This window comes from Azorhizobium caulinodans ORS 571 (assembly GCF_000010525.1).
GTDB lineage: Bacteria > Pseudomonadota > Alphaproteobacteria > Rhizobiales > Xanthobacteraceae > Azorhizobium > Azorhizobium caulinodans.
In genome coordinates this window covers 5,163,029-5,189,613 of record NC_009937.1, presented here as the reverse complement: position 1 = coordinate 5,189,613, position 26,585 = coordinate 5,163,029, and the positions used below count along the sequence as shown (strand labels likewise).

At 68.4% G+C, this 26,585-nt stretch carries 25 protein-coding genes and 1 other RNA gene; 10 read left to right on the top strand and 16 right to left on the bottom strand.

What is annotated here, in order from left to right; genetic code table 11:
• Positions 1–25 precede the first annotated feature (25 nt).
• The 7 genes from murB to ftsW all read right to left on the bottom strand — a co-directional run bounded on the left by murB (position 26) and on the right by ftsW (position 6,492).
• A complete protein-coding gene (gene murB / locus AZC_RS23370; RefSeq protein ID WP_012173079.1) occupies positions 26–952 on the bottom strand; it encodes a UDP-N-acetylmuramate dehydrogenase in 927 nt (308 codons plus the stop codon).
• Between the two features lie 67 nt (positions 953–1,019).
• Positions 1,020–1,907 carry a cation diffusion facilitator family transporter gene (locus tag AZC_RS23365; protein WP_012173078.1) on the bottom strand — a complete coding sequence of 296 codons (888 nt, stop codon included), beginning with the start codon at positions 1,905–1,907 and terminating at the stop codon, positions 1,020–1,022.
• 149 nt (positions 1,908–2,056) lie between these two features.
• Positions 2,057–2,377, bottom strand: coding sequence for a type II toxin-antitoxin system RelE/ParE family toxin (locus AZC_RS23360; RefSeq protein ID WP_012173077.1), 321 nt, complete (start codon positions 2,375–2,377; stop codon positions 2,057–2,059).
• Positions 2,361–2,636, bottom strand: a complete 276-nt coding sequence (locus AZC_RS23355; RefSeq protein ID WP_043879798.1) for a ribbon-helix-helix domain-containing protein — start codon at positions 2,634–2,636, stop codon at positions 2,361–2,363. The genes AZC_RS23360 and AZC_RS23355 overlap by 17 nt, the downstream gene beginning before the upstream one ends.
• A 67-nt stretch (positions 2,637–2,703) precedes the next feature.
• Entirely contained in the window at positions 2,704–4,107 is a 1,404-nt protein-coding gene (gene murC, locus AZC_RS23350) for a UDP-N-acetylmuramate--L-alanine ligase (RefSeq protein WP_012173075.1), read from the bottom strand.
• A 58-nt stretch (positions 4,108–4,165) separates the two neighbouring features.
• Positions 4,166–5,269 carry an undecaprenyldiphospho-muramoylpentapeptide beta-N-acetylglucosaminyltransferase gene (gene murG / locus AZC_RS23345; protein ID WP_012173074.1) on the bottom strand — a complete coding sequence of 368 codons (1,104 nt, stop codon included), beginning with the start codon at positions 5,267–5,269 and terminating at the stop codon, positions 4,166–4,168.
• Positions 5,266–6,492 carry a putative lipid II flippase FtsW gene (gene ftsW / locus AZC_RS23340; RefSeq protein ID WP_012173073.1) on the bottom strand — a complete coding sequence of 409 codons (1,227 nt, stop codon included), beginning with the start codon at positions 6,490–6,492 and terminating at the stop codon, positions 5,266–5,268. The genes murG and ftsW overlap by 4 nt, the downstream gene beginning before the upstream one ends.
• 169 nt (positions 6,493–6,661) lie before the next feature.
• Here ftsW and AZC_RS23335 point away from each other — a divergent pair, with 169 nt between their 5' ends.
• Entirely contained in the window at positions 6,662–7,684 is a 1,023-nt protein-coding gene (locus AZC_RS23335) for an LLM class flavin-dependent oxidoreductase (protein ID WP_012173072.1), read from the top strand.
• Positions 7,685–7,731: 47 nt separating this feature from the next.
• Here the strand turns inward: AZC_RS23335 and AZC_RS23330 are convergent, their stop codons facing one another.
• From AZC_RS23330 to AZC_RS23325, 3 genes are all read right to left on the bottom strand, one after another.
• Positions 7,732–9,057: an LVIVD repeat-containing protein gene (locus AZC_RS23330; RefSeq protein WP_148209902.1), complete on the bottom strand. Its 1,326-nt coding sequence runs from the start codon at positions 9,055–9,057 to the stop codon at positions 7,732–7,734.
• A gap of 136 nt (positions 9,058–9,193) precedes the next feature.
• An RNA gene (gene rnpB, locus AZC_RS24615) (RNase P RNA component class A) lies at positions 9,194–9,571 on the bottom strand.
• A gap of 69 nt (positions 9,572–9,640) precedes the next feature.
• Complete coding sequence (locus AZC_RS23325) at positions 9,641–10,081, bottom strand: hypothetical protein (RefSeq protein WP_012173070.1); 441 nt, start codon at positions 10,079–10,081, stop codon at positions 9,641–9,643.
• Positions 10,082–10,142: 61 nt separating this feature from the next.
• Here AZC_RS23325 and arsC point away from each other — a divergent pair, with 61 nt between their 5' ends.
• Positions 10,143–10,556 carry an arsenate reductase (glutaredoxin) gene (gene arsC / locus AZC_RS23320; protein WP_043880663.1) on the top strand — a complete coding sequence of 138 codons (414 nt, stop codon included), beginning with the start codon at positions 10,143–10,145 and terminating at the stop codon, positions 10,554–10,556.
• A 17-nt stretch (positions 10,557–10,573) separates the two neighbouring features.
• On the opposite strand, the gene AZC_RS23315 is transcribed toward arsC, so the two are convergent.
• Both AZC_RS23315 and AZC_RS23310 read right to left on the bottom strand, forming a co-directional pair.
• Complete coding sequence (locus tag AZC_RS23315) at positions 10,574–11,398, bottom strand: N-acetylmuramoyl-L-alanine amidase (protein ID WP_012173068.1); 825 nt, start codon at positions 11,396–11,398, stop codon at positions 10,574–10,576.
• Positions 11,395–12,102: a TerB family tellurite resistance protein gene (locus tag AZC_RS23310; RefSeq protein ID WP_012173067.1), complete on the bottom strand. Its 708-nt coding sequence runs from the start codon at positions 12,100–12,102 to the stop codon at positions 11,395–11,397. Before AZC_RS23310 ends, AZC_RS23315 begins: the two co-directional genes overlap by 4 nt.
• Before the next feature lie 452 nt (positions 12,103–12,554).
• On the opposite strand from AZC_RS23310, the gene AZC_RS23305 reads away from it, so the two are divergent.
• From AZC_RS23305 to AZC_RS24610, 8 genes are all read left to right on the top strand, one after another.
• The gene (locus AZC_RS23305; protein WP_012173066.1) at positions 12,555–13,028 is read left to right on the top strand and encodes a division/cell wall cluster transcriptional repressor MraZ; all 474 of its coding nucleotides are present in this window, start codon (positions 12,555–12,557) and stop codon (positions 13,026–13,028) included.
• A complete protein-coding gene (gene rsmH / locus AZC_RS23300) occupies positions 13,025–14,065 on the top strand; it encodes a 16S rRNA (cytosine(1402)-N(4))-methyltransferase RsmH (protein ID WP_012173065.1) in 1,041 nt (346 codons plus the stop codon). Before AZC_RS23305 ends, rsmH begins: the two co-directional genes overlap by 4 nt.
• A complete protein-coding gene (gene ftsL, locus AZC_RS23295) occupies positions 14,065–14,691 on the top strand; it encodes a cell division protein FtsL (RefSeq protein ID WP_012173064.1) in 627 nt (208 codons plus the stop codon). The genes rsmH and ftsL overlap by 1 nt, the downstream gene beginning before the upstream one ends.
• A gap of 235 nt (positions 14,692–14,926) precedes the next feature.
• Positions 14,927–16,672: a peptidoglycan D,D-transpeptidase FtsI family protein gene (locus AZC_RS23290; protein ID WP_043880662.1), complete on the top strand. Its 1,746-nt coding sequence runs from the start codon at positions 14,927–14,929 to the stop codon at positions 16,670–16,672.
• A gap of 23 nt (positions 16,673–16,695) precedes the next feature.
• Complete coding sequence (locus AZC_RS23285; protein WP_012173062.1) at positions 16,696–18,165, top strand: UDP-N-acetylmuramoyl-L-alanyl-D-glutamate--2,6-diaminopimelate ligase; 1,470 nt, start codon at positions 16,696–16,698, stop codon at positions 18,163–18,165.
• Positions 18,162–19,592 (top strand): UDP-N-acetylmuramoylalanyl-D-glutamyl-2,6-diaminopimelate--D-alanyl-D-alanine ligase, encoded by a 1,431-nt coding sequence (locus AZC_RS23280; protein ID WP_012173061.1) that lies wholly within the window; start codon positions 18,162–18,164, stop codon positions 19,590–19,592. The genes AZC_RS23285 and AZC_RS23280 overlap by 4 nt, the downstream gene beginning before the upstream one ends.
• 4 nt (positions 19,593–19,596) lie before the next feature.
• Positions 19,597–20,682 carry a phospho-N-acetylmuramoyl-pentapeptide-transferase gene (gene mraY / locus AZC_RS23275; protein ID WP_012173060.1) on the top strand — a complete coding sequence of 362 codons (1,086 nt, stop codon included), beginning with the start codon at positions 19,597–19,599 and terminating at the stop codon, positions 20,680–20,682.
• Positions 20,683–20,798: 116 nt separating this feature from the next.
• Positions 20,799–23,117 (top strand): putative bifunctional diguanylate cyclase/phosphodiesterase, encoded by a 2,319-nt coding sequence (locus tag AZC_RS24610; RefSeq protein WP_012173059.1) that lies wholly within the window; start codon positions 20,799–20,801, stop codon positions 23,115–23,117.
• 38 nt (positions 23,118–23,155) lie between these two features.
• Here AZC_RS24610 and AZC_RS23265 read toward each other — a convergent pair whose 3' ends face one another.
• From AZC_RS23265 to AZC_RS23250, 4 genes are all read right to left on the bottom strand, one after another.
• Positions 23,156–23,920 carry an SDR family NAD(P)-dependent oxidoreductase gene (locus AZC_RS23265; protein WP_012173058.1) on the bottom strand — a complete coding sequence of 255 codons (765 nt, stop codon included), beginning with the start codon at positions 23,918–23,920 and terminating at the stop codon, positions 23,156–23,158.
• Positions 23,921–23,988: 68 nt separating this feature from the next.
• Entirely contained in the window at positions 23,989–24,414 is a 426-nt protein-coding gene (locus AZC_RS23260) for a PPC domain-containing DNA-binding protein (protein WP_012173057.1), read from the bottom strand.
• Positions 24,404–24,970: a PPC domain-containing DNA-binding protein gene (locus tag AZC_RS23255; protein ID WP_012173056.1), complete on the bottom strand. Its 567-nt coding sequence runs from the start codon at positions 24,968–24,970 to the stop codon at positions 24,404–24,406. Before AZC_RS23255 ends, AZC_RS23260 begins: the two co-directional genes overlap by 11 nt.
• Entirely contained in the window at positions 24,967–26,547 is a 1,581-nt protein-coding gene (locus tag AZC_RS23250; RefSeq protein WP_043880660.1) for an acyl-CoA synthetase, read from the bottom strand. Before AZC_RS23250 ends, AZC_RS23255 begins: the two co-directional genes overlap by 4 nt.
• Positions 26,548–26,585 lie beyond the last annotated feature (38 nt).

Sequence of the window (26,585 nt, the reverse complement as noted above, 5' to 3'; positions counted from 1 at the left end):
TGACCCGGGCGCAGAGCCGCGAGTGTCAGGCCGGAAGGCCGATCCGTTTGATTTCCCACTCCAGCGTTACGCCGCTGGTTTCCAGCACCCGGCGGCGGACTTCCTCGCCGAGGCCTTCGATCTCGGCGGCGGTGGCGCAGCCGAGATTGATGAGGAAGTTGGTGTGCATCTCCGACACCTGCGCGCGACCCAGGACGAGGCCCCGGCAGCCGGCGGCGTCCACCAATTGCCAAGCCTTATGGCCCGGCGGGTTCTTGAAGGTGGAGCCGCCGGTGCGGCTCTTGATGGGCTGGGTCGCCTCGCGGGAGGAGGTGATGCGCTCCATCTCCGCCTGAATCTCCGCCACCTCGCCGGGCGTGCCCCGGAAGGTCGCCTGCGTGAAGATGAAGTCTTCCGGCGCGGCGCTGTGGCGATAGGTGAAGCCCATGTCGTCCAGGGAGAGGATATGGATGCGCCCGGCACGATCCACGGCGCGGGCGGACATCAGCGCATCCTTGGTCTCGCCGCCATAGGCGCCGCCGTTCATCCGCAAGGCGCCGCCGATGGCGCCGGGAATGCCGCGCAGGAAGGCAAGGCCTGCGAGCCCTGCATCCGCCGCCGCCCGCGCCACCTTCACGTCCGGCACGCCCGCGCCCGCGACGATTGTGGTGCCGTCCACCGCAATGTCGGTGAAGCCTCGCCCCAGCCGGATCACCATGCCGGGCACCCCGCCGTCGCGCACGATGAGGTTGGAGCCGAGGCCGATGACCGTGACCGGGATCTCCGCCGGCAGGTGCGCCAGCGCATAGGCGAGGTCCGCCTCGTCCGCCGGCTGGAACAGCACCTGCGCCGGTCCGCCGACGCGGAACCAGGTCACATCGGCGATGGGGGCATTGGCGGTGAGCTTGCCTCGCAGCTCCGGAAGCGCGGCGGCAAGGGCGGGCACGAGATCGGGAAAGGCGGGCGTTGTCATGCGCGGGGCTTTAGCGGCTCCCGCGCCGGCTGCCAATGCGGGGCGTGGCCGCGCGGCTTCCGATCCCTCAGAGCACCACCACGCCCCGATGCTTGGCCTCTCCTTCGGGCTCCACATGGATGGTGATGATGGTGTCGTCCATCTCCTCCTCCAGCGCCCGCTCGATGCGGTCGCAGATCACGTGGGCGGCGGCGACCGTCATGTCGCCGGGCACCACGAGGTGGAATTCCACGAAGGTCATGCGGCCGGCATGGCGGGTGCGCAGGTCGTGCGCCTCGATGGCGCCGGCGGCATGGGTGGAGACGAGTTCGCGGATGCGGCCCACCACGTCCGGCGGCGGAGCGGCATCCATGAGGCCGCCCACGGACTCCCGCATCAGGCCCCAGCCGGTCCAGAGGATGTTGATGGCGACGAGGCCCGCGAGGATGGGATCGAGCTGCGGCCATCCCGTGACCGGCACCAGCACGAAGCCGATAAGCACGCCGACCGACGTGACCACGTCGGTCATGAGGTGCTTGCCGTCGGCAATGAGGGCGGGCGAGCGGCGGGCCTTGCCGATGCGCAGCAGCACCACGCACCACACGGCGTTGATGATGGTGGCGGCGCCGTTCAGCAGCATGCCGTTCAGCGGCTGCTCGGGGAGATGCGGCTCGAGGAAGCCGTAATAGGCCTCCCGCAGGATGGAGAGGGAGGCGACGACGATCAGCACGCCTTCCAGCACGGCCGAGAAATACTCGGCCTTGTGATGCCCGTAGGGGTGGTTGTCGTCGGCCGGCCGGCCGCTGATCTGGAGCGCGAAGAAGGCCGCGAGCGAGGCCGCGACATTGATGATGCTTTCCAGCGCGTCGGACAGAAGGGCGATGGAGCCGGTGACCCAATAGGCCGCGCCTTTGAGGGCCAGGACGATGACCCCGATCAAGACGCTTGCGGCTGCCACCTGAAGGTTGCGGCTCATGGGCGTCTCCGAGGCTCGACCGGTGGATGGGGGGATGCCTAGCCCGTCCCCTCCCGCAACGCAACCGTACCCTTTGCTGGCCGCCTGTGCTTAGCGGGCAAAGGGGATGAGGCGGGCCGGTCACCGAGCCCCGCTCTCCGGTGCATCGCCTATTTCTCGCCTGGCGGATCCAGATCCAGCACTTGGCCTCGGTAGAAGATGCCGAGAATCTCCACCTCCGTCCGGCGCACACGATAGGCGATGGAGATGCGCCGCTTCATGCTCAGAACCCGGACGTCCTCCCCGACCTCCGGGCGCAGGGGCGCGCGTTCCGGCATGTCTGCCAGACGCGCACATTGCTCCTGAATGCTGAGAACGAAGCGGATGGCGATGTCCGGGCCGGCGTCCGCCGCGTCCCGAATGAAGATATAGAGCCGCTCCAAGTCTTCGGCGGCTCTTGGCCTGAACGTGACCTTAAGGCTCACGCCCATCGGCCTTCTCGGACCTCTGGTGAAGCGCTTTCAGCCGATCGAACACCTCGTCCGCATCAACACTGGGACGGGGGTCTTCGAGGGCTTGGCGGACGTGCTCCCGCATATAAGCGTCGAGCGCCTCCTGCTCGCGCTCGAGAGCGCGGACGCCCGCGCGCAGCACTTCACTGGTCGAGGCATAATGTCCGGCGCGGCGCAGGGCTTCCACCCGGGGCGCCATATCGCCGAGCGTGACCGTGATCGGCTTGCTGCTCCGCATGGGATATCCCCTTTCGGGACCAATCATAGCGGCGCGTATGACTTTGTCATGCTCGGGGCAAGGCTCCTCAGCCCAGCTTCTCCAGTTCGCCCGGCAGGGCATAGGCCCATTGGGTGATGGTGCCGGCGCCGAGGCAGATGACAAAGTCGCCGGGCTTGGCGAGGCCGGCGACGAGGCCGGCCAACTCCTCCGGCCCCTTCAGCGCCGTCACCGAGCGGTGGCCGCGGGCGCGTAGGCCCTGCACCAGATGTTCGCTGTCGGCGCCCGGCACCGGGCTCTCGCCCGCCGCATAGACGGGGGCGACGATCACATGGTCGGCGTCGTTGAAGCAGGTGCAGAATTCATCGAACAGCGAGGCGAGGCGGGTGTAGCGGTGGGGCTGCACCACGGCGATCACCTGTCCCTCCGTGGCGGCGCGGGCGGCGCGCAGCACGGCGGAAATCTCCACCGGATGGTGGCCGTAATCGTCGAAGATGGTCGCGCCCTTCCACTCGCCGGTGCGGGTGAAGCGCCGCTTCACGCCGCCGAAGCCGCCGATGGCCTCGATGATGCGGTCATCCGGCACGCGCAGCTCGCGGGCCACCGCAATGGCGGCGGTGGCGTTCAGTGCATTGTGCTTGCCGGGCATGGGCAGCTTCAGCCCGTCGATGCGGTGCTCGGCGGTGCCGGCGCGATCGCGGAACACCACGCCGAAGCGGGTAATGCCGCCGCGCAGGTCCACATCCACGAGGCGCACGTCCGCCTGCGGGTTCTCGCCATAGGTGATGATGCGCCGGTCCTCGATACGGCCGACGAGGGCCTGCACCACCGGATGGTCGATGCACATCACGGCGAAGCCGTAGAAGGGCACGTTCTCCACAAAGGTGCGGAAGGCTTCCTGCACCTTGTCGAAGGTCTTGAAGTGGTCGAGGTGCTCGGGGTCGATATTGGTGATGATGGCGACTTCCGCCGGCAGCTTCAGGAAGGTGCCGTCGCTCTCGTCCGCTTCCACCACCATCCAGTCGCCGGCGCCGAGGCGGGCGTTGGTGCCATAGGCATTGATGATGCCGCCATTGATGACGGTGGGGTCGAAACCGCCCTTGTCCAAGAGGGTCGCCACCAGCGAGGTCGTGGTGGTCTTGCCATGGGTGCCGGCGATGGCGACGCAGCTCTTGAGGCGCATCAGCTCGGCCAGCATCTCGGCCCGGCGCACCACCGGCAGGCGCTTCGCGCGGGCGGCCAGCAGCTCGGGATTGTCGCGCTTGATGGCGGAGGAGACGACCACCACCTCGGCGCCGTCGATATTCTCCGCCTTGTGGCCCACGGTCACGGCGATGCCGTTCTCGCGCAGGCGCTTCACATTGGCGTTCTCCGCCACGTCCGAGCCCTGCACCGTATAGCCAAGGTTGTTCAGCACCTCCGCGATGCCGCTCATGCCGATGCCGCCGATGCCGACGAAATGAATGGAGCCGAGGGCCTCGGGAAGCTTCATAGCGGTGTCGTCCAGTTTGCGGGCGGCGCCGCCGGGCGCGGTGCCGCGAAAGGTCTGATCAGGCCGAGGGCGAGCCGGCGAGGCGCGCGACGAGATCCGCCAGCCGGTCGGCGGCGTCGAGCACGCCCGCGCTTCTGGCCGCATCGGCCATCTGCGTCAATGTCTGGGGCGCGGCGGCAAGCCGCGTGATCTCCCGCGCCACGCGCTCGGGCGTGAACTCGGCCTGCGGGATGGGCAGCGCCCCGCCGGTGGCGGCGAGCGCCTTGGCATTGGCGGCCTGATCCTGGTCGATGGCGCCAGGCAGCGGCACGAGAAGGCTTGGCCGGCCAAGGGCGGAGAGCTCGGCCACCGTGGAGGCGCCGGAGCGCGAGATGACAAGCTGGGCCGCCGCCATGCGGGCGGGCAGATCATTGAAGAAGGGCGCCACCTCGGCGGTGATGCCGGCTTGCGCATAGGTGCCCTGCACGCGGTCGAGGTCTTCCGCGCGGGCCTGCTGCACGATCCTGAGGCGGGGGCGCAGCGCCGGGTCGAGTTGGGCAAGCCCCTCCGGCACGATGTCGGACATCACCCGCGCGCCCTGGCTGCCGCCGAACACCAGGAGGTTCAGCGGCCCCTCGGCCGTGGGCGGCGCATAGGGGATGCGGGTTACTTCCAGCACGGCGGGGCGCAGAGGATTTCCAGTCCAGACCGCCTTGGCCTTGAGGGCCGGGTCGCTGTCGAGAATGCCGGGAAAGCCGGTGGCGATGGCCTTCACACGGCTCGCCAGCAGGCGGTTGGCGCGGCCCATCACGCCGTTCGCCTCATGCACGAGGCTCGGGACGCCAGTGAGGCTGGCGGCCATCAACGGCGGCACGGTGGGATAACCGCCGAAGCCCACCACCACGGCAGGCTTGATGCGCCGGAGCAGCATTAACGCCGAAAGGAAGCCGCCACCGAGTGCCAAGGCGGTCTTCGCAAGCGCCACGGGCGAGCGCCCGCGCACCGTGTCGGCGGAGAGCACGTGGAGTTCGCGCGCCGGGAAGTGGCCGGCATAGCGGGCGGCGCGGGAATCGGTCGCAAGGTCGATGGTGAAGCCGCGTGCGGCCAGCGCGGCGGCCAGCGCCTCGGCGGGGAAGAGATGGCCGCCGGTGCCGCCGGCGGCGAGGAGGACGAGCTTGCTCACGCCGGCACCGCCGTGGGGCCGCCGGCGTGGTCTTCGGCGTGCGTCGGGTCGATGGGGGTGGCGAGCACAGCGCCCTTGGGGAGCGACATGGGCTCGCTCAGCGCCGCCATCGCCGAGGCGCCGGGCTTGGCGCGGCAGAAGGCCAGCAGCATGCCCATGCCGAAGGCGATGGAGATGAGCGATGAGCCGCCGTAGGAGATGAAGGGCAGGGTCATGCCCTTGGCGGGCATCAGGTGCACGTTCACCGCCATGTTGATGCAGGCCTGAAGGCCAAACAGCATGGCAAGGCCGGTGGCGGCGAAGCGGGAGAAGGGGTCCTGCTCCTTCACGGCCCGGTTCAGGCTGCGCAGGATGATGAAGGCGAACAAGGCCAGCAGGATGAGGCACAGGATGATGCCGAACTCCTCCGCCGCCACGGAAAACACGAAGTCCGTGTGGCCGTCGGGGAGGATGCGCTTCACCGTGCCCTCGCCCGGTCCCTGTCCCAGCCACCCGCCATGGCGGAAGCTCTCCAGCGCTGTATCCACCTGATAGGTGTCGCCGCTCGCCGGATCGAGGAAGCGGTCGATGCGCTTGGTCACGTGCGGCACGAATTTATAGGCGAGGAAGAGGCCCGCCGCGCCGACGCCGCCGAGGCCCACCATCCAGATCCACCTGAGGCCCGCGAGGAAAAACAGGGCGCCCCAGACGAGGCAGATGAGGGTGGTCTGGCCGAAGTCCGGCTGCATCACGAGGGGCAGCAGCACGGAGCCGAGCAGCACCACGGCGAGGAACTGGGCCGGCATTTCCGGCCGCTTGCCGCTTTCGGAGAACAGCCAGGCGGCCAGCACCACGAAAGCGGGTTTCAGGAATTCGGAGGGCTGCACGGTGATGCCGGCAAGGTTCAGCCAGCGCCGGGCGCCCTTCACCTCCGGGCCGATCACCAGCGTAGCGAACAGCAGTACCAGGAAGACCGCGAACACCACCACGCAGATGCGCCGGATGGTGCGCGGCTGGAGGAAGGACGTGCCGAACAGCACGCCGATGGCCGGCAGCAGGAAGAAGATCTGCCGGTCCACGAAGTGGAAGGGATCGTTGATGCCGAGGCGCGCGGCGACCGGCGGGGAGGCGGCGAGGCACAGGACGATGCCCACCATCATCAGGACCAGCAGGCTGCCGAGCAGCAGGCGGTCCACCGTCCACCACCACTCGCTCAGCACGGTGCGGTCGGCGCGCGACATCATCTCGAAAACACTCCGGCGGAAACTGCCGGACACCATGGGGCGGACTTGGTTGACGGCGGATTAAGGACCGCGCGCCTGCGGCATGGCAGCCTTTACGAGCGCGTGAGTGGCGCTGCCGCGCTTTGGGGCGTAGCGTCCGGCCAACTTTCACGAAATCCCCGTGTGACCCTTGAAGAAGATCGGTTTTCTCTCGTTCGGCCACTGGACGCCCTCGCCCAATTCCGGAACCCGCTCGGCGGGCGATGCGCTGCTGCAATCCATCGACCTTGCGGTGGCGGCGGAGGAACTGGGCGCGGACGGCGCCTATTTCCGTGTCCACCATTTCGCGCGCCAGCTGGCGTCGCCCTTCCCGCTGCTGGCAGCGGTGGGGGCCAGGACCAGCCGCATCGAGATCGGCACCGCCGTCATCGACATGCGCTATGAGAATCCGCTCTACATGGCGGAGGATGCCGGGGCGGCGGACCTCATCGCCGGAGGCCGCCTCCAGCTCGGCATCAGCCGGGGCTCGCCGGAGCAGGTGATCGATGGCTGGCGCTATTTCGGCTACCAGCCGGCCGAGGGACAAAGCGATGCGGACATGGGCCGGCGCCATGCCGAGGTGCTGCTGGACGTCCTGAAGGGGGAAGGCTTCGCGAAGCCCAATCCGCGCCCCATGTTCCCCAATCCGCCCGGCCTGCTGCGCCTTGAGCCTTATTCGGAAGGCCTGCGCGAGCGTATCTGGTGGGGCGCGGGCTCCAACGCCACCGCCGTCTGGGCGGCGGAGCGGGGCATGAACCTGCAAAGCTCGACGCTGAAGGATGACGAGACGGGCGAGCCCTTCCACATCCAGCAGGCCAAGCAGATCCGCGTCTATCGGGACGCCTGGAAGGCGGCGGGCCATGACCGCGAGCCGCGCGTGTCGGTGAGCCGCAGCATCTTCGCGCTGGTGGACGAGCGGGACCGCGCCTATTTCGGCCGGGGCAATGAAAGCGCCGACCAGATCGGCTTTCTGGACGAGAAGACCCGCGCCATCTTCGGCCGCAGCTATGCCGCGACGCCCGACGTGCTGATCGAGGAACTGCGCAAGGACGAGGCGATCGCCGAGGCCGATACCCTGCTCCTCACCGTGCCGAACCAACTGGGCGTCGACTACAACGCCCACGTGATCGAGGCGATCCTGAAGCACGTCGCGCCGGCGCTCGGCTGGCGCTGAGTTTCATCTGAAGCGGCAAGCGGGGCGGCTCGACCGCCCCGCAGTCTTCAGCCCTCGTAGCGCAGGACGTGCAGGCCGGCGTTCCAGTCGCTGAGGTAGATGATGCCATCGGTCTGCACGTTCACATCGCAGGTCTGCGGCGCCAGCGCATTGCCGGGGCGCGGATCGAGGATGCGCTTGGGCGGCGGGGGCACGAAGCGGGCGACCTCGCGCGGGGCATAGGCATCGCGGATGTCGAACACCCGCAGGCCCGCATTGTGATAGGTGGCGAAGATCAGCTCTTCGCTCTGGAAGGTCTCCGGCCGGTTCTCATGCAGGTTATGAGGGCCGAAATTCTCGCCCGTCCGGCAGAAATTCTCCTCCTTCGGCGTCGGCAGGGAGGAGATGGACACCGGGTTCTGCGGCGCCCGCACGTCATAGATCCACGTGTAGCTGAGGCCCTTGGCGCAGTTGAGGCTGGAGCTTTCGTCCGCGATCACCGCGAGCTTGCGGCCGGGCAGGGGCAGCGGGGTGTGCGTGCCGCCCGGATAGGGCGGGGCGGTGTTCACGTGCGAGACGAGCTTGGGCTTGGTCTTGTCCGTCAGGTCGAGAATGGTGAAGCCGCCGTCGCGCCAGGCCGCGTAACCCGTGTCTCCGGCGACGATCATGTGATGCAGGGCGACGCGCTTGCCGCTCCAGCTCGGCGTCTCGCCACCTTCCTTCCACATGCCGGGGATCCACCACTTGCCGACGATCTCCGGCTTGGTGGGATCGTTGATGTCGGCAATGACCAGGATGTGGTCGGTGAAGCCGTCCATATGGGCGGAGATGTAGGCGTAGCGCCCGCCCGCATACCACAGGCGGTTCACGCCGATGCCGGGGATGTTGAGGAAGCCGATCTCGCGCGGGGCGGCGGGCTTGGAGGTGTCATAGATCTTCACGCCGGCGGCGAAGTCCGCCTTGCCGGCCATGCTGCCGCCGAAGGACTGCTGGTAATAGGACAGGCCCGGATTGTACTTGCCGATGGTCGGGATGTCCGCGCCGCAGGCGAGCAGCATCAGGTCGCCATTGGTCTGAAGGTGATGGGTGCGCGTGTTGGCCGGCGCGGCCACGAACTGGATCGGCGTGGGCTTGGTCGGGTCCGCCACGTCCATCACGGTGAAGCCGTTCGAGAACATGTGGCCCACATAGAGCGTCTTGCGGCTCACCATCACCTGAACGCCGTCCGGATGCCCGCCCTGGTCGGAATAGGCGAGATGGGTCAGGCGGCCGTTCATGGGCAGCCCTGCGGGCGCTGCGGCCGGCGCCGGAGCGGTCTGCGCCCATCCGGTGCGCGACACGGCGGGAAGGGCGAGCCCGGCGAGGCCGGCCAGGCACGAGCGACGAGAAATCATGGAAGACCCCTGCGGGAAACTGGGCGACGGCACCCACCACGCTGGGGAAGATAGCGGCCGCGCCGGCGGAGGGAAGCGCCGCCTTGGCGAAAGCGGGCCGTTTCCATGCACGGAATGCAGGCAGGGTTAAGGGGTGAGCACCAGCCGGCCTGTAAGCCGGGTTCTGTATGGCGGGATTTCTCCCACGTGGCGGCCATTCCTCTGGGACGCCGGTTACCCGGCGCCTCTGGCAGTCAACCCGGACGACGATCCGAAGACCGGATTGGGCGCTTGCGCGCCCGTGCCGTCCCTATTCGACCTTGCTCCCGGTGGGGTTTGCCGTGCCGCTTCCGTTGCCGGTCGCGCGGTGGGCTCTTACCCCACCGTTTCACCCTTACCCGCGCACGCGCGGGCGGTCTGATTTCTGTGGCACTTTCCCTAGGGTCGCCCCCGCCGGACGTTATCCGGCACCGTGTCTCCGTGGAGCCCGGACTTTCCTCGATGCACAAGGCACCGCGGCCGCCCGGCCGGCTGGTCGCCTCCCAATGGGCGTTCGCGGGCCGGGCGTCAAGGCTTGGAGGGTGAATACCGGTGGGCTGTCGGCCTAGAGGCAGGTCGCCGGGAAATAATCCATATTCCGGCAGGCGGGCGTGTTCTGCTTGCGGAACACATGGCAGGTCCGCACGCCGTTCGACACCGTGACGTGCAGCGTGCCCGCGGCACATGCCGGCCTGTGACCGCCCTCATGGGGCGCGGCGATCCAGGTGCAGGTGTCGTTGGCATAAGCGTCGCGCAGCGTCTGGTTGTCTGCGTTGGCGGTGCGCCGCCGCCATGCGCTGCTGATGTTGAGGGTGTCGGGATTCAGGCAGGCGGCCTCGGCGGATGCCGCGGCCGTGCAGATCGCGGCCGCCGCCAATGCGGCAACGGCCAGCGCCTTGCGATATGAGGCAATCATCGGTCCTTGCTCCTCGCCGGAACGCGCCGTTTTCTGGCGCACGGATGAGGGTAGGTTCAGCAGGATCGGGCCGGCTGTGCCATAGGTCACGCTCGATGAGATTTCGGCTGTGCGTCAGGGGATGCAGGATGCCTGGGAGGTTGGCAGCACCATGAGCGATTTTCCTGTCACCATCTATCACAACCCCGCCTGCGGGACGTCCCGCAACACGCTGGCGATGATCCGCGCGGCGGGCTATGCGCCGACCGTAGTTGAGTATCTGAAGACCGGCTGGACGCAGGACCAGCTCAAGGGTCTCATCAGCGCCATGGGCGGGACCGCCCGCGACATCCTGCGGGAGAAGGGCACGCCCGCCGCCGAACTCGGGCTGCTGGTGCCGGAGGTGAGCGAGGCGGATCTGCTCGCGGCCATGGTGGCGCATCCGATCCTGGTCAACCGGCCCATCGTGGTTACACCGCTCGGCACGCGCCTGTGCCGGCCATCCGAGCGGGTGCTCGATCTTCTGGAGCGCAAGCCCGACAGCTTCACGAAGGAAGACGGCGAGGTCGTCGCGCTCAAGCCTTGAGGCGATAACAGCCGGCCTCAGCTGTGGGCGCAGCCGCCGTGATCATGGTCATGATGGTGGTCGTGCCCGGCATCCCCGTCCGCCGGGCGTCCGCCGATCAGATTGCGCAGGGTGAGGATGGTGGAGCCGTCGGCCACCCCGTCCACCTGCGAGCGGCGGAAATGGCGCTGGAAGGCCATCACCACATCGCGGGTGGCCTCGTCATAGAGGCCCGTTACCTCGATGCCGTAGCCATAGAGGGCGAGCATGGCCTGGAGCGCGGCGATAGGCTGGCCGCTGTCCCCCATCATCAGGAAGCGGCCGCCGCCCTTGGGCGCCTCATGCACATAATGGCCGACACCGGCGTGGTGGAGGAACTCCCACGGGAATTTCTCGCCGGGGTCCTGCTTGCGGCCGGGAGCGACGTCGGAATGGGCGAGTACGCGGTCGGCCCGGATGACGTGCCGCTCGACGATCTCGCGGCAGAGCGCGGCCACGGAACGCATCTGGCGGTCGGGGAAGTCCGGATAGCCCTGCCCGTGGCCGGGATTGACGATTTCGATGCCGATGGAGCGGGAATTGGTGTCGGGCTGCCCTTCCCAGGACGAGACGCCCGCGTGCCAGGCGCGGCGCGCTTCCGGCACCATCTGCACGATGCCGCCGTCCTCCAGCACCACATAGTGGCAGGAGACCTCGGCGGTGGCGCTGCGCAGGAGGTCGATGGCGGCCTGCGCACTCTGCATGCCGGTATAGTGCAGCACCAGCATGTCGATGGCGGCGCGGCGCTCCCCGTGGTTGGGGGAGGGGGCAAGAAGGCTGACGAGTTCGCTGTCGGGGGCGAAGGGCAGAGGCTCGGGGCTCACCGTGTCTCCCGTTGTTCCATGATCCGGGCGTAGGCCGCATTTAGCGCAGCCACCCGGTCATTGGCGAGCTTGATCGCCGCCGGCGGCAGGCCGCGGGCCTGGAGGCGGTCCGGATGATGCTCGCGCACCAGTAGCCGGTAGCGCGTCTTCACTGCCGCGTTCGAGGCGTCATGGGGCAGGTCGAGCACCGCATAAGGGTCGTCCGGCCGGTGGACGTGGCGAGCCTCGATGCGGGCATAGGCCACATCATCGAAGCCGAGCAGCCCGGCCACCTTGTGCATGAAGCCGAGCTCGCTCGGATGCAGCGCATGGTCGGCCTTGGCCACGTGGAAGAGGGCATCCAGCAGATCCTCGCGGGTCTGCGGCTCGTCGGCGAAGAGGACGCCGATCTGGCGGGCGTAGGCTTCGAAGCCTGCGGTATCCTGGCTGGCAAGGTCGAACACGCGAGCCACTCCTGCAAGTTCCTCGGGAGGAATGTCGAAGACTTCACGGAACGCGGCGACTTCCAGCGGCACCACCACGCCATCGGCTTTCGCCATCTTGGCGCAGAGTGCGATGAGGGCGATGGAGAAGGCGGCAGGTTTCGGAGCGGGGGCGAGAAGGCGCTGCACCACGTGGCCGGCGAGGCCACCAAGCAGTCCTCCGAGCGGGCCGCCGAGGGCAAAGCCCAGCCCGGCACCGCCGATCATCCCTACCAACGACACGGAACCCCCGTCCCCAAGACCCTCGGACGTCCGGAAACGCCACAGGGCAACAACGCGGTACGCAACAACGCTTTAACCATGATCCCGAACCACCATCCCTGCGCGGGGCTTGCGTGCGCCGTGCGAGGACGACCGAGGCTTGCGCCCCGCGCGGTGCGATCAGCACCGATCATGTGCTGAAAATTAAGCCGCGATTAAGGTTAATGCATCCTTAAAGAATGCGGCCACGCCCGCGACCTGTCCCCAACCCGTTTTCACCGGCATCACCGGGCGCGAACCCGCGTGCAGACAGGCTTTGCCCGCGCGATTCCATTGACGCCCATATCCTCCCATGTTAACCCAAATCAGCCCATCCGGAGGCCGGCGTGTTCCGCCACGCCTCCGGCCGCGTCGAGGCAGCGGATCAAATCCGCCGATGGGGCGTCATCCGATCGCTGGGGGGTGCGGGCGACATGGACCGCTTCGTGTCCACCTACACGATGCGCCTGGACGCCAAGGGCCGGGTTTCCATCCCCGCGCCTTACCGCACCGTTCTGGCCAAGGATGGCACCGACCTTCTGCACTGCCATCCGAGCCTCGCCGAACCGGCGCTGGACGCGGGCGGCACCAGCCTGATGGCCGAGATCGAAGCCCTCATCGCCCGCTATCCGCCCTATTCGGAAGCGCGGGAGGAACTGGCGGCGGCGCTCTATGGCACGACGGAAATGTTGCGGATCGATCCGGAGGGCCGGGTCGTCCTGACGGAAAGCCTCAAGACCCACGCGGCCATCGCCGATCAGGTGACGTTCGTGGGGCTTGGCCACAAGTTCCGGATCTGGGAGCCGGAGCGGTTCCGCGCCCATCTCGCAGAGGCCCGCGAGAAGGTGCGGCAACTCCGCCGCTCCCTCGGATCCGGCTCCGGGAACGAGGGGAGCATCTCGGGATGAAGACGGGCCGCGGGGTCGGGCCCACCGACGCCGCTGGCGGACCGGCCCGTCATCTTCCGGTGATGCTCGCCGAGGTTCTCGCTCACCTCGCGCCGAAGGATGCCGGCACCTGTCTGGACGGCACCTTCGGCGCGGGCGGTTACACCCGCGCCATTCTTGAAGCGGCCAACGGCCGCGTCATCGCCATCGACCGCGATCCCACCGCCATTGCCGGCGGTCAGGCGCTGGTCGAGGAGACCGGCGGCCGGCTGACGCTCGTGCACGAGCGCTTCTCCCATCTCGATCAGGTGGCCCAGGATCTGGGCGCAGCCCCGCTCGACGGCGTGGTGCTCGACATCGGCGTCTCCTCCATGCAGCTCGACGAGGCGGACCGGGGCTTCTCCTTCCGCCGCGACGGCCCGCTCGACATGCGCATGGCCAATGACGGGCCCTCCGCCGCCGATCTCGTGGCGGACCTCGACGAGGTGGAACTCGCCCACGTCATCTGGACGCTCGGCGAGGAGCGTTTCTCTCGCCAGATCGCCCGGGCCATCGTTAATGCACGCGCTGAATCGCCCATTACCCGCACGACCCAGCTTGCCGACATCGTCTCGAAAGTGGTGTGGGCGAAGCCCGGCGAAATGCATCCCGCGACCCGCACCTTCCAGGCGCTGCGCATCGCGGTGAATGAGGAATTGCAGGAGCTTGTCGGGGCCCTCGCGGCCGCAGAGCGGGTGCTGAAGCCGGGTGGCCGGCTGGTGGTCGTCACCTTTCACTCGCTGGAAGACAGGATCGTTAAGAATTTTCTGTCACACCGAAGCAAGGCACCATCCGCCTCGCGCCACATGCCGCAAGCGGAGGGGCCGGCTCCCTCCTTCCGGCTGGTCGCCAAGGGGGCGGTGGAGCCCGGCTCCGACGAAGTGGCAGGCAATCCGCGCGCAAGGTCCGCGAAGCTTCGCGCGGCCGAACGCACGGACGCCCCGGCGCATCCGGATGGGGACCTGGCGGGCCTGCTGCCCGCCGACCTGTCACAACGCCGAGGGCGGAGACGCAGCTGATGTTTCGCATCGCCAACCTGTTGATGGTTCTGGCGCTGCTCGTGACCGCTGGTGTGGTTTACAAGGTCAAGTACGCTTCCACGGCGGAGGCGGAACGCCTCGCCCATCTGCGTGCCGCGATTCGCACCGAACGGGATCAGATCTCGATCCTGCGCGCCGAATGGGCGCGCCGCACGGCGCCCATCTATGTGCAGGGGCTGGTGCAGCGGCACCTCGACATGCAGCCGCTCGCCCCTGACAACATCTCCATGCTGGACGATCTGCCCGAGAAGCCCGCCCGCAACACGGACGGCATCGGCGGCATGATCGAGGCGCTGGTGGATGCCCCGCTGACCACCTCGTCCGTTCCGCCGAAGCCCGCGTCCGGCGAGCGTGCGACGCAGGGCAGCTCCGCCCCGCCCGCCGCCTCGGCGCTGCGTTCGCCCTCCAATCCCGCTCCGAACGCGACGCCCAAGCCCGCCGCACCCCGCTCTGGCGTGCCCTCCGCCGCCCGGCAGGCACCCGCCCCGCTGCCGGTGGCGCAGGCGATGCCGCAGCAGGCGCCCGCCGCGCCGCCGCCGCCGCCGCAGAACCCCTTCGCCGCGCTGGGCGCGCTCCTGCCGCCCGGCTTCCTTGGCACGCACTGACGAGGCCTAAGACATGATCCCCTCGTTCAAGGTGCCCGCTTTCCTCAAGACCTCCGCGCAGGGCCTCGGCCGGGCCGGCAGCGCCACGGGCAGTGTGCTGGGCCGCGCCGGCGGCTCGGTGGGGCGCTTCATCCTCAACCTGCTGTGGCAGGTGGTCCGCTTCATCCTCATGACCATCTACGGCATGATCCGCTGGGTGGTGCTGCGCATCTACCGTCTGTGCCGCTGGTTCGTGATGCGGATCATCGGGCTCGTGCGCTTCACCTACCGCGCCTCGATCATCATCGTGCGCGGCATGCTGGGCCTCGACCGGGCCGATCAGGAAACGGTGACGCGGGCGCGCCTCAAGCTCATCATCGCCGCTTTCTCCTTTGTCTTCCTCGCCATCGCCCTGCGCCTCGCCTTCCTCGGTGTCACGTCCGACCCGAACGGCGTGCGCGGCGGCGGCTCGGAGGCGGTCGCTTCCGCCCGGCCGGACATCGTGGACCGCAATGGCGAGATCATCGCCATCGACGTGAAGTCCCCCTCGCTCTTCGCCGAGCCGAAGCGCCTCATCGATCCGGACGAGACGCTGGAAGGCCTGCTGAAGGTGCTGCCCGACCTCGACGTGAACGAGGTGCGCAACCGCCTCAACTCCAAGAAGGGCTTCGCCTGGCTGAAGCGCGAGATTACGCCAGCCCAGCAGCGGGCCATCTATCGCCTCGGCTTCCCGGGCATCGGCTTCGTGCGCGAGAACCGGCGCATCTATCCGGACGGCCCGTCCTTCTCCCACGTGGTCGGCAACGTGAACGTGGACAACCAGGGCATCGCCGGCCTCGAGAAGTATATCGACGGCCGCGGCCTCGCCGAGCTGCATCTGGCGGGCCTTGCCACCGACCGGCAGCAGGAGCCGGTGGCGCTGTCCATGGACGTGCGCGTCCAGCACACGCTGCGCGACGAACTGCTGAAGGCCCGCGAGAAGTTCAAGGCCAAGGCGGCCATGGGGCTCGTCACCAATGTCCGCACGGGCGAGATCGTGGCCATGGTCTCGCTGCCGGACTTCGATCCCAACCTCAATGGCGATCCGCGCAGCGACGCCTACCTCAACCGCCTGACCACGGGCGTGTTCGAGATGGGCTCCACCTTCAAGTCCCTGTCCTTCGCCATGGCGCTGGATTCGGGGAAGATCTCCCTCAGCAACTCCTTCGACGCCCGCGCGCCGCTCTCCTTCGGCCGCTTCGCCATCCATGACTTCCATCCGGAAGGCCGGGTGCTGAGCCTGCCGGAGATCTTCATCTATTCGTCCAACATCGGCACAGCGAAGATGGTACTGAGCCTCGGCGTGGACGCCCACAAGGCCTTTCTCAAGAAGATGGGCCAGATGGACCGCCTGCGCACCGAGCTGCCGGAGAGCGCCGAGCCCATCGTGCCCAAGCGCTGGGGCGAGCTGAACTCGGCCACCATCGCTTTCGGCCACGGCATTGCGGTCGCCCCGCTCCAGGCGGTGATGGCGGTGAATTCCATGGTGAACGGCGGCTATCTCATCCCGCCCACCTTCCTGAAGCGCACGGAAGACGACGCCATGAAGGTGGCGACCCGCGTGCTGAAGCCTGAGACCTCCGACAAGATGCGCTACCTGCTGCGCCTCAATGTGGAGAAGGGCTCGGGCAAGAAGGCCGACATGGTGGGCTACAACGTGGGCGCCAAGACCGGCACCGCCGAGAAGGTGGTGGGCGGGCGCTATGCCAAGAACAAGCTGCTCACCTCCTTCACCGCCGTCTTCCCCATGGACCGGCCGCAATATCTCCTGCTTGTCATGCTGGATGAGCCGCAGCCGACGCCGGAAACCCATGGCTATGCCACCTCCGGCTGGAATGCCGCACCGGTGGCCGGAAAGATCGTGGAGCGCATCGCGCCGATGCTGAACGTGGCGCCCCGCGCGCCGCTCTCGGCGGACCAGCTCCTGCGGGACATCGGGCAGAAGGTGGCGGATCGCCGCTGACAGGCACCCGCCTCGGGGCGGGTGTGCGCATGAGGGAGCTTGAGGCTGGCACCATGGCGGATCTCCTCGCACTGATCGCCGGGCACGCGCGCCTTGAACGGGGCGGCAGCGTTCCGATTGCCGCGATCACCAGCGACAGCCGCAAGGTGGGGCCGGGCACGCTGTTCGTGGCCGTGCCCGGAACGAAGGCCGACGGCGCCCGCTTCATTCCCGATGCGCTCGCCAAGGGCGCCGCCGCCGTGCTGATGGAGCCCACCGGCGCGCCGCCGGACATGGACGTGCCGCTGGTCTTCTCCCTCGACGTGCGCCGCTCGCTGGCACTTGCCGCGGCCCGCCTGCACCCCCGCCAGCCGCAAACCATCGTTGCGGTGACCGGCACGGCGGGAAAGACCTCGGTGGCCGAGTTCGTCCGCCAGATCTGGGCCCACCTCGGTATTCCGGCCGCCTACATGGGCACGCTCGGCCTCATCGCGCCGGGCGAGAGCAGCTACGGGGGACTCACTTCCCCTGATCCGGTGGACCTGCACGCGACGCTCGATCGCCTCGCCGGGGCGGGCATCACCCACATGGCGCTGGAGGCCTCTTCCCACGGCCTCGACCAGCGCCGGCTCGAGGGCGTGCGTCTGGCTGCCGGCGGCTTCACCAATCTCGGGCGAGACCATCTCGACTATCACCCGACGGTGGAGGCCTATTTCCACGCCAAGCTGCGGCTGTTCACGGAATTGATGCCGGACGGCGCGCCGGCCATCGCAGCGCTCGATGCGCCCTATGGCGCGACGACGCTGGCCTTCGCCCGCACGCGTGGCCTGCCGACCTTCGCCATCGGCGCGACAGGCGACCTCAAGGTGACCGAGGTGGTGGCAGAGGGAACCAGCCAGCGCATCCGTTTCGCCGATCGCCCGGAGATCCTGCTGCCGCTGGTCGGGCGTTTCCAGGCGGACAATGCGCTGCTCGCCGCAAGCCTCGTTGCCGCAGGTGGCGTGCCGCTCGATGACGCGCTCTCCGCCTTGCCGCATCTCAAAGGCGTGCCGGGGCGGCTGGAGCGGATCGGCCATGATCCCGCCCGTCCCGTCTTCGTGGACTATGCCCACAAGCCCGAAGCCCTGGAGACCGTGCTCGACACGCTGCGGGCGGCGACTGCCGGCCGGCTGATCGCGCTGTTCGGCTGCGGCGGCGACCGCGACCGGGGCAAGCGGCCGCTGATGGGCGCCATTGCCGCCGCCAAGGCCGATGTCGTCATCGTGACGGACGATAATCCGCGCTCGGAAGACCCCTCCGCCATCCGCGCCGAAATCCTCGCCGCCGCCCCCGGCGCTCTGGAGATCGGTGCGCGCGAGGAGGCCATCCGGGCCGGTGTTGCCATGATGGGGGCTGGGGATGTGCTGCTTGTTGCCGGCAAAGGCCACGAAACGGGCCAAATCATAGGCGACCGGACGTATCCGTTCTCGGACACCGCGGCCGTTCTCGCCGCCTTGGGAGAGGTGGGCGCATGACGACCCGCGCTTTGTACACGCCGGAAGAGATCCTTGCCGCCACCGGCGGGACCGCGCGCGGCACTCTTGCGGACGTGACCGGCATCTCCATCGACACCCGCACGCTGGAGCCGGGCGACGCCTTCTTCGCCATCACCGGTGAGAACAGCGACGGCCATGCCTATGTCGCCAAGGCGCTGGAGAACGGCGCGTCGCTCGCCGTGGTGGCGGCCGACCGCGTACAGGGCCTGCCGGACGGCCCGCTCGTGGTGGTGCCCGACGTGCTTGGCGCGCTGACCGATCTCGGCAAGGCGGCCCGCGCCCGCTCGGAGGCGCGCATCGTCGCGGTCACAGGCTCGGTGGGGAAGACCACCACCAAGGAGGCGCTGCGCATCGCGCTGTCCGCCGATGGCGAGACCCACGCCTCGGCGGCGTCCTACAACAATCACTGGGGCGTCCCGCTGTCGCTGGCGCGCTTCCCCCGCTCGGCCCGCTATGGCGTGTTCGAGGTGGGCATGAACCATCCGGGCGAGATCACGCCGCTGGTGCGCATGGTCCGGCCCCATGTGGCGGTCATCACCACGGTGGAGGCGGTACACATCGCCCAGTTCTCCGGCATCGAGGAGATCGCCGACGCCAAGGCGGAGATCTTCGACGGCCTTGAGCCAGGCGGCACGGCGGTGCTCAACCGCGACAATCCGCTGTTCGACCGCCTCGTCGCCTCGGCCCGTGCCAAGGGCGTCAAGAATATCGTCTCCTTCGGCGCCGACCCGGCCTGCGAGGTGCGGCTGAAAGACGTGGTGCTCCATCCGGCCTGCTCCACGGTGGTGGCGGACGTGCTGGGGACGCCGGTCACCTTCAAGCTCGGCATGCCGGGCCGCCACATCGTGCAGAACGCGCTCGCCGTGCTCGCCGCCGTCCGCCTGCTGGGCGGGGATCTGGCGCTGGCCGCCGTCGCGCTGGCGCGGCTGCGCCCGCCGCCGGGCCGTGGCGTGCCGGTCTCGCTGTCGGTGTCCGGCGGCACCGCGACGCTGCTGGACGAGAGCTACAACGCCAATCCGGCCTCCATGCGCGCCGCCATCGACGTGCTGAGCCGGACTCCGGTCGGCCCGCGCGGTCGGCGCATCGCCGTTCTGGGCGACATGCTGGAACTGGGCACCGAGGGCGCTCAGCATCACCGCGAACTGGCCGAGGCGCTGGAAGCGGGCAAGATCGACCGGGTGTTCTGTGCCGGCCCGCTGATGCATGCGCTGTGGGAGGTCTTGCCCTCCTCGCGCAAGGGCGGCTATGCGGTGCACGCCTCGCACCTCGAACCGCTGATTTCCGCGGCCATCCGGGCCGGCGACACCCTCATGGTGAAGGGCTCGAACGGCAGCCGCATGGGGCCGCTGGTCAAGGCGCTCGCCGAACGCTTCCGCTTGCCCGGCGACGCGCTGCTCGAAGGATAGATCTATGCTCCAGTGGCTCGCGCAGCTGCACGATACGTTTCCGGCTTTCAACGTCTTCCGTTACATCACCTTCCGCACTGGCGGCGCCATCGTCACCGCCGTGCTGTTCGTGTTCCTGTTCGGGCCGGGCATCATTTCCACGCTGCGCCTGAAGCAGGGCAAGGGCCAGCCGATCCGCGCCGATGGGCCGCAGTCGCACCTGCTGACCAAGAAGGGCACGCCCACCATGGGCGGGCTGATGATCTTCTCGGGCCTCATCGTCGCGACGCTGCTGTGGGCCAACCTGTCGAACCTCTATGTCTGGGTGGTGCTCTTCGTCACCACCGGCTTCGGGCTCATCGGTTTCTATGACGACTATCTGAAGGTGACCCGCCAGTCGCACGCCGGCTTCTCGGGTAAGGCGCGCCTCGCTATCGAGGCGCTGATCGCCGGCATCGCCGTCGTGCTCATGATCAATGCCGGCCGCGCGGGACTTTCGAGCTCCGTCGCCTTCCCCTTCTTCAAGGACCTGCTGCTCGATCTCGGCTGGTTCTTTGTGGTGTTCGGGGCCTTCGTCATCGTTGCGGCGGGCAATGCGGTGAACCTCACCGACGGGCTCGACGGCCTCGCCATCGTGCCGGTGATGATCGCCGCCGCCTCCTTCGGCATGATCTCGTATCTCTCCGGCAACGTGGTCTTCGCGGATTATCTGCAGATCCACTATGTGGCGGGCGTGGGCGAACTGGCGGTGATCTGCGGCGCCATCATCGGCGCCGGCCTCGGCTTTCTGTGGTTCAACGCCCCGCCGGCGCAGATCTTCATGGGCGACACAGGGTCGCTGGCGCTGGGCGGCCTGCTGGGCAGCATCGCGGTCGCCACCAAGCACGAGATCGTGCTGGCCGTCATCGGCGGCCTGTTCGTGCTGGAGGCGGTGTCGGTGATCGTGCAGGTCATCTCCTTCCGCCTCACCGGCAAGCGCGTGTTTCGGATGGCGCCCATCCACCACCATTTCGAGCAACTGGGCTGGACGGAGAGCCAGGTGGTGATCCGTTTCTGGATCATCGCGGTCGTGCTCGCGCTTCTCGGCCTCGCAACGCTCAAGCTGCGCTGAGGCCCACCTGACGAAGCGTCCGCAAGGGCGCTGAAATCTGCGACATTTCTCAAATACCGCTATAGAAGGGAGACAGGGGGCGGCCGGAGGGCCCCGGGATGGAATGAGGGGTCGGGATGAGCGCGTCTCGGTTGCGGCCGATGACCGGCGAGTTCATACGGGTCGAGGACGAAGCCGCCTTCCAGCGGCAGCGCTTCCCCGAAACCGTCCGCCACGCCCGCCTGGTGCTCGGTGTTGCCTTCGGCGCCGGCGTCCTTCTGCTCCTCAATGACCTGCGCATCATCGGCGAACCGATCTTCCCGGTGGTGCTGGCGCTGCGCCTGAGCCTCCTCGCCTATACCGTGGCCAGCTTCCGCTGGGCCGCCCGCATGGCCGACTTCCCGCGGCTGGAGCGGCTCATCGTCGCCTGGCAATGGCTCACGGGCAGCATCATCGCGCTGATCGTCTATCTGAAAAGCAACATCTCGCTGCCCATCAGCCTCGTGCTGCCGGTGATCTTCTATCTGGCGGTGCCCGTCTCGTTCCGCTGGCGCGTGCTCAACGGCTCCGTCGGCAGCCTGCTGCTGCTGCTCGCCTACGCCACCGATCCCGACGATCCCCTCAGCCTGCTGTCCATGGGCATCTGGGTGCTGGTGCTCAATGCGGTGCTGATCCTGCTGGTGCTTCGCGACAACCGGATGGCACGCCTGAGCTGGTGTGCCATCGAGGCGGAGCGCGCCGCCCTCGCAAGCACCGCCCGCAGCCACGAGATGGTGGAGAAGACCTTCCTTGCGGCGCCCATCCCCATGGTGGTGGCGGACATCGAGAGCGGCCGCATCCTGCGGATGAACGAGGCGGGCCAGCGCTATTTCCAGCAGGGTCCGGAGGACGCCCCGACGACCCTCGGCGACCTGCATCTGGAGCCCGACGTCCAGAAGCAGATGATGGAGAACCTGCGCCGGACGGGGGAAATCTCCAATTTCGAGGCGCGCATCGGGCAGGGCGACGCACCGGCCCGCACTGCGCTCATCGGCGGCTCCATGCTGGAGGTGAACGGCCGGCCGGCGGTGGTCGCCGGCCTCATGGACATCACCGACCGCCTCATGGCCGAGGACAAGGTGCGGCAGGCGGCGCTGCATGATGCCCTCACGGGCCTGTCCAACCGCGCGGCCTTCCAGCTCTCCCTGGAGGCTGCCTGCGCCGCCTTCAACAGCGTCTGCCTGCTGCTGGTGGATCTCGACAGCCTCAAGGACGTCAACGACACCTATGGCCATGATGCGGGCGACGCGCTGCTGGTGGAGACCGCCCGGCGCCTCGGCCAGCAGGTGGAGGAGCGTGTGGGCGGACGCGGCTTCGTCGCGCGGCTCGGCGGCGACGAATTCGTGGTCCTTCTCGCCGGCGTGCGGCTGCCCGAAGCCATCGACATGGCCGAGACGCTCATCGCCGGGCTGCGGGCGCCGATCTGGTACGGCGGCCGCTCGCTGATCGCCCGCGCCAGCGTCGGGGTTGCCGAGCGCATGGGCGAGACGCAGACCTCCGGCGAACTGATGAAGAATGCCGATCTCGCCCTCTATGCCGCCAAGAGTCAGGGGCGGAACCGGGCGGTGGTCTACGCGCCGCAGATGCGCTGGGCGATGCAGGAGCGCGTGGCGCTGCATTCCGCGCTCACGGAAGCCGCCTCCAGCCGCGCCATCGTGCCCTTCTACCAGCCGAAGGTGTCGCTGGTGACGGGGCGCGTGGTGGGCTTCGAGGCGCTCATGCGCTGGCGGCGCGGACCGCAGGCCTTCCTCGCGCCCGCCGCCTTCGCCTCGGCCTTTCAGGACCCGGAACTGGCGGTGCTGGTGGGAGATGCCATGATCCAGCGCGTGGCGGCGGATGTGCGCCAGCTTCTGGATCGCGGGGTGGTGCTCGGGCGCATCGCCCTCAACCTGTCCCCGGCGCAGTTCACGCACACCGATGTCGGCCGCCACCTGCTCGAGCGGTTCGACGAGGCGCGGGTGGGCGCCGAGCATTTCGACGTGGAGGTCACGGAGACCGTCTTCCTTGGGCGCCGGGCCGACCATGTGCGCCCGATCCTCGACGAGATTTGCGGCGCCGGCATGCATATCGCGCTCGATGATTTCGGCACCGGCTATGCGGCGCTGAGCCATCTCAAGCAATTGCCCATCGACACGCTGAAGATCGACCAGAGCTTCGTGCTGGACGTGGAGGCGGACCGCTTCGATGCCGCCATCGTCTGCTCGGTGATCGAGCTGGGGCGCAATCTCGGCCTCCAGGTGGTGGCCGAAGGCGTGGAGACCATCGGCCAGGCCCGCTTCCTCGCGGCGCGGGGGTGCGAGGTGGCGCAGGGCTTCCTCTACGCCCACCCCATGTCCGCCGAGCACATGGCGGATTTTCTCGCGGCGGAGAGCGATGCGGTGATCGCGGAGCGTCTGCGCGCCCTCGATCCGGCGTGAGGGCGAGCGTCGGCCCCCCCCCGTCCCCGCAGCGTGACTTACAGCCCGATGAGGCCGCCGGCCATGAAGCCGCCGTCCACCGCCAGCGTCTGGCCGGTGACGAAGCTCGACTTCTGTTCGTCCAGCAGGAAGGAGATGGCGCCGGAGACCTCGCTCGGGTCCGCATAGCGGCGCATGGGCACTTCCTTCATCCAGCCGGCGCGCGCCTCGTCCGTGTGCATGCGCTTCACCAGCGGCGTCTCGATGGGGCCGGGCGCGATGGCATTGACGCGGATCTTCTCCGGCGCCAGCTCCACTGCCATGATCTGGGTGAGCATGACGACGCCGGCCTTGGACGAACCATAGGCCGCGCGCCCGAGATTGCCGCGCAGGCCCGACACGGACGCGATGTTCACGATGGAGCCGCCGCCGTGCGCCTTCATGGCCTTCGCGCCCTCGCGGGCGACGAGGAAGGTGCCGATGAGATTCACGTCGAGGATCTTGCGGAAATAGTCCACGGACGTCTCGAACACCGGCACGTCCTTGCCGATGCCGGCGGAGTTGACGACGCCCCAGAGCGGGCCGAACTCGGCGTCGATCTCCTCCACCATGTGGCTGACGCCGGCTTCGTCCGACACGTCGATCTGCGCGAAGCGCACCTGGTTGCCGAAGCGGGCGAGGCTCTCGCGTGCGCTGGCGATGTTCTCGGCCACGACATCCGCAGCCACCACGCGCCAGCCTTCGGTCAGAAGCGCCTCCACGAGCGCGAGGCCGATGCCCGACGCGCCGCCGGTGACGATCACGCTGCCATTTTCCTTGGACATGTCTGCTCCCTTTGGGCCTGAAGCCCGCTGCGGCATTCGCCGCGTTTCTTGGTGGGGATCGGGACGGATCAGGCGGCGCGGGCGTCCGCCAGCCATTCCTCGAGGGTGATCTCGAAGGTGATGCACACGGGATTTCGCCCTGCCGCGAAGCGGCCGGCGAAGATGCGGCCCTGCGGGTCCGCCACCGTGCCGCTGAGCCGGGCTTCCAGCGCCCCGCCGTTGCTGCGCACCTCGCCCATGAGGGTGAGCATCTCCACCGCCGGGCCGGGCACCTCGATGCGGGCGCCGGTGTGGGTCTCCAGGCAGCACTGGCTCAGGCTGCCGAGGCTGCCCCGCACCACGGCGTCCGAAAAGCCGTGCTGGAGGCACAGCTTTTCGATGGTGTGGACGAGATCCTCGTTCGGCCGCACGCGGGCATAGAGGATGCGCCCGGTGCGCCCGCTCTCGGGAAGGAGGGGATCTGAGGCGGGGGTGTCCTGAGGATCAGCCGGCATGGATGTCTCCCGCATGGGGGCCGTCGTCGGCCGGGTGGAAGAGCGACATGATGGTCTCGGGGTCGTAGCGCTGGCGGATGGCTTCGCCCTCAAAGGCGCGGGCGAAGACCACGGGCGGCACCGCGCCCACCATGCTGGTGTCCGGGATGATGTGGCCGCCGAAGAGCTGGCCCTCGGCATCCGACAACAGGGCATGGCAATGCACCATGGGGGCGCCGTTCACATCGAGCCCCAGCGTCGCGCTGGCGCCGATGAGGCCGATGGGCCCGCCCATGCGCTCGGGGTCCGTATAGCCCGCCACCTGCGGCCGACCCGGCCGGGGGGCGGCGAGGCAGTAGTCCACCCGCGCGAAGGTGCCGCCGGTGAGGGTCAGCGCCGCCGCAGAGACCTTGGCGGCGGTCATGGCATTGACGATGCCCTCATAGAGGGAGCGGCCGGGGATGAGCGAGAAGCGGAAGGCGCGGGCCTTCTCGCAGGAGAGGCTGTCCCACCGCCGGGCCGCCATGGGTCCGGGGTGGCGGAGAAGCCGGACCGGTACCTCGCCGGGCGGGCTCATGCGCTGCGCTCCAGCGGCTTGTCGAGGGGCAGCAGGCCGCGCTCCTCCAGCGCCTCGCGCACCATCTTCTTGGTGATCTTGCCATAGGCCGACTTGGGCAGCGCCTCCCAGAAGAAGACACGCTTCGGCAGCTTGTAGCGGGAGACCTTGCCGTCCAGAAAGGCGATGATCTCGGCCTCGTTGACCGGCGCCCCGTCGCGGGTGACGCAGACGGCGACGCCCACCTCGCCCCACATGGGGTCGGGTACGCCCAGAATGGCCACCTCCACCAGCGCGGGATGCTGGAGGAGCTTCTCCTCCACCTCGCGCGGATAGACGTTCGAGCCGCCGGAAATGTACATGTCCGAGGCCCGGCCGGTGATGTAGACGAAGCCTTCCGCATCCATGTGGCCGAGATCGCCGGTGCGGAACCAGCCGTTGCGGAACGACTTGGCGTTGGCTTCCGGATTCTCGTAATAGCCCGCGAACACCGCCGGCCCGCAGACGCAGATCTCGCCGGTCTCGAAGGCGTTCACTTCCCGGCCCTGATCGTCCTGGATCTGCACCTGCATGCCCGTGCGCTCGAAGCCGCAGGTGCCGATCTTCACGTGCGGGCCGTCCTCCGGCTCATGCAGGGCCGGGGGCAGCACGGTGATGTTGCCCGTGACTTCGCCGAGGCCGAAATACTGCACCAGCACCTTGCCGAGCTTGGCCAGTGCCCGCTTCTGGTCCTCGCGATACATGGGCGCGCCGGCATAGATGACGTAGCGCAGCGAGGAATGGTCGAACTGGTCGACGGACGGGTGCTCCACGAGCATCTTGGTGATGGTGGGCACGGTAAAGATGTTGGTGACCTTCCACTTTTCAACCAGGCCCCAGGCCTCCGCCACATCGAAGCGCTCGGAGGGCAGGAGGATGGTCTTGACCGCGCGGGCGGCCTGCACCAGTTGGTGGATGCCGGCGCCGTGGGACAGAGGGGCCACCACGAGGGAGGCATCCGCCTGCGTGGTGCCGGGCATCAGGTCGCACAGATGGTTGGTGATGACGAAGGCCATCTGGCCGTGGGTCAGCACCGCCGCCTTCGGCCGTCCGGTGGTACCGGAGGTGAAGAAGAACCAGCAGGGATCGTCATGCTCCACATCCGCCACCGGCCCCTTCCGGCCGAGATGGGCGGCGACGAGGGCGTCGTAATCCTCGCCGAACGGCGCATCGCCGATGCCGATGACGGTCGCGATGCCCGGCGCCTGTTCCCGCACGATGCGCTCGTGGTCCGGGAAGTCGGCATGGCAGATCATGGCGACGGCGCCGGACGCCTGCGCCAGATAGGCCACTTCGTCCGGCGTCTGTCGGAAGTTGGTCGGCACCCACACCGCGCCGATGCGGAAGCAGGCGAACATGCTCTCGAACATCTGGAGGCAGTTCTTGGACTGCACGAGCACGCGGTCGCCCTTGCCGAGCCCTTTGCCCGCCAGCGCCACGGCCATGGCGTCCACCCGCGCGTCCATCTCCGCCCAGGTGACGGAGAGCGGGCCGTGCACGAAGCCGATTTCCTGCGGGAAGCGGCGAGCCGCCTGCCGCAGGATGTGCGAGAGGTTCATCACCCGCTTTGTGGCGGGTGCGACGCCCCCCTTGGGGG

What these genes read in the sequence shown, in the direction of transcription:
- AZC_RS23280 (WP_012173061.1), top strand. Translation starts at nt 18,162, where the DNA reads ATGACGACCCGCGCTTTGTACACGCCGGAAGAGATCCTTGCCGCCACC.
- ftsL (WP_012173064.1), top strand. Translation starts at nt 14,065, where the DNA reads ATGTTTCGCATCGCCAACCTGTTGATGGTTCTGGCGCTGCTCGTGACC.
- AZC_RS24610 (WP_012173059.1), top strand. Translation starts at nt 20,799, where the DNA reads ATGAGCGCGTCTCGGTTGCGGCCGATGACCGGCGAGTTCATACGGGTC.
- ftsW (WP_012173073.1), bottom strand. Translation starts at nt 6,492, where the DNA reads ATGATGTCGCGCGCCGACCGCACCGTGCTGAGCGAGTGGTGGTGGACG.
- AZC_RS23305 (WP_012173066.1), top strand. Translation starts at nt 12,555, where the DNA reads ATGGACCGCTTCGTGTCCACCTACACGATGCGCCTGGACGCCAAGGGC.
- mraY (WP_012173060.1), top strand. Translation starts at nt 19,597, where the DNA reads ATGCTCCAGTGGCTCGCGCAGCTGCACGATACGTTTCCGGCTTTCAAC.
- AZC_RS23360 (WP_012173077.1), bottom strand. Translation starts at nt 2,377, where the DNA reads ATGGGCGTGAGCCTTAAGGTCACGTTCAGGCCAAGAGCCGCCGAAGAC.
- AZC_RS23365 (WP_012173078.1), bottom strand. Translation starts at nt 1,907, where the DNA reads ATGAGCCGCAACCTTCAGGTGGCAGCCGCAAGCGTCTTGATCGGGGTC.
- arsC (WP_043880663.1), top strand. Translation starts at nt 10,143, where the DNA reads ATGAGCGATTTTCCTGTCACCATCTATCACAACCCCGCCTGCGGGACG.
- AZC_RS23265 (WP_012173058.1), bottom strand. Translation starts at nt 23,920, where the DNA reads ATGTCCAAGGAAAATGGCAGCGTGATCGTCACCGGCGGCGCGTCGGGC.
- murB (WP_012173079.1), bottom strand. Translation starts at nt 952, where the DNA reads ATGACAACGCCCGCCTTTCCCGATCTCGTGCCCGCCCTTGCCGCCGCG.
- AZC_RS23250 (WP_043880660.1), bottom strand. Translation starts at nt 26,547, where the DNA reads ATGAACCTCTCGCACATCCTGCGGCAGGCGGCTCGCCGCTTCCCGCAG.
- AZC_RS23330 (WP_148209902.1), bottom strand. Translation starts at nt 9,057, where the DNA reads ATGATTTCTCGTCGCTCGTGCCTGGCCGGCCTCGCCGGGCTCGCCCTT.
- AZC_RS23260 (WP_012173057.1), bottom strand. Translation starts at nt 24,414, where the DNA reads ATGCCGGCTGATCCTCAGGACACCCCCGCCTCAGATCCCCTCCTTCCC.
- AZC_RS23255 (WP_012173056.1), bottom strand. Translation starts at nt 24,970, where the DNA reads ATGAGCCCGCCCGGCGAGGTACCGGTCCGGCTTCTCCGCCACCCCGGA.
- AZC_RS23290 (WP_043880662.1), top strand. Translation starts at nt 14,927, where the DNA reads ATGCGGATCATCGGGCTCGTGCGCTTCACCTACCGCGCCTCGATCATC.
- rsmH (WP_012173065.1), top strand. Translation starts at nt 13,025, where the DNA reads ATGAAGACGGGCCGCGGGGTCGGGCCCACCGACGCCGCTGGCGGACCG.
- murC (WP_012173075.1), bottom strand. Translation starts at nt 4,107, where the DNA reads ATGAAGCTTCCCGAGGCCCTCGGCTCCATTCATTTCGTCGGCATCGGC.
- AZC_RS23355 (WP_043879798.1), bottom strand. Translation starts at nt 2,636, where the DNA reads ATGCGGAGCAGCAAGCCGATCACGGTCACGCTCGGCGATATGGCGCCC.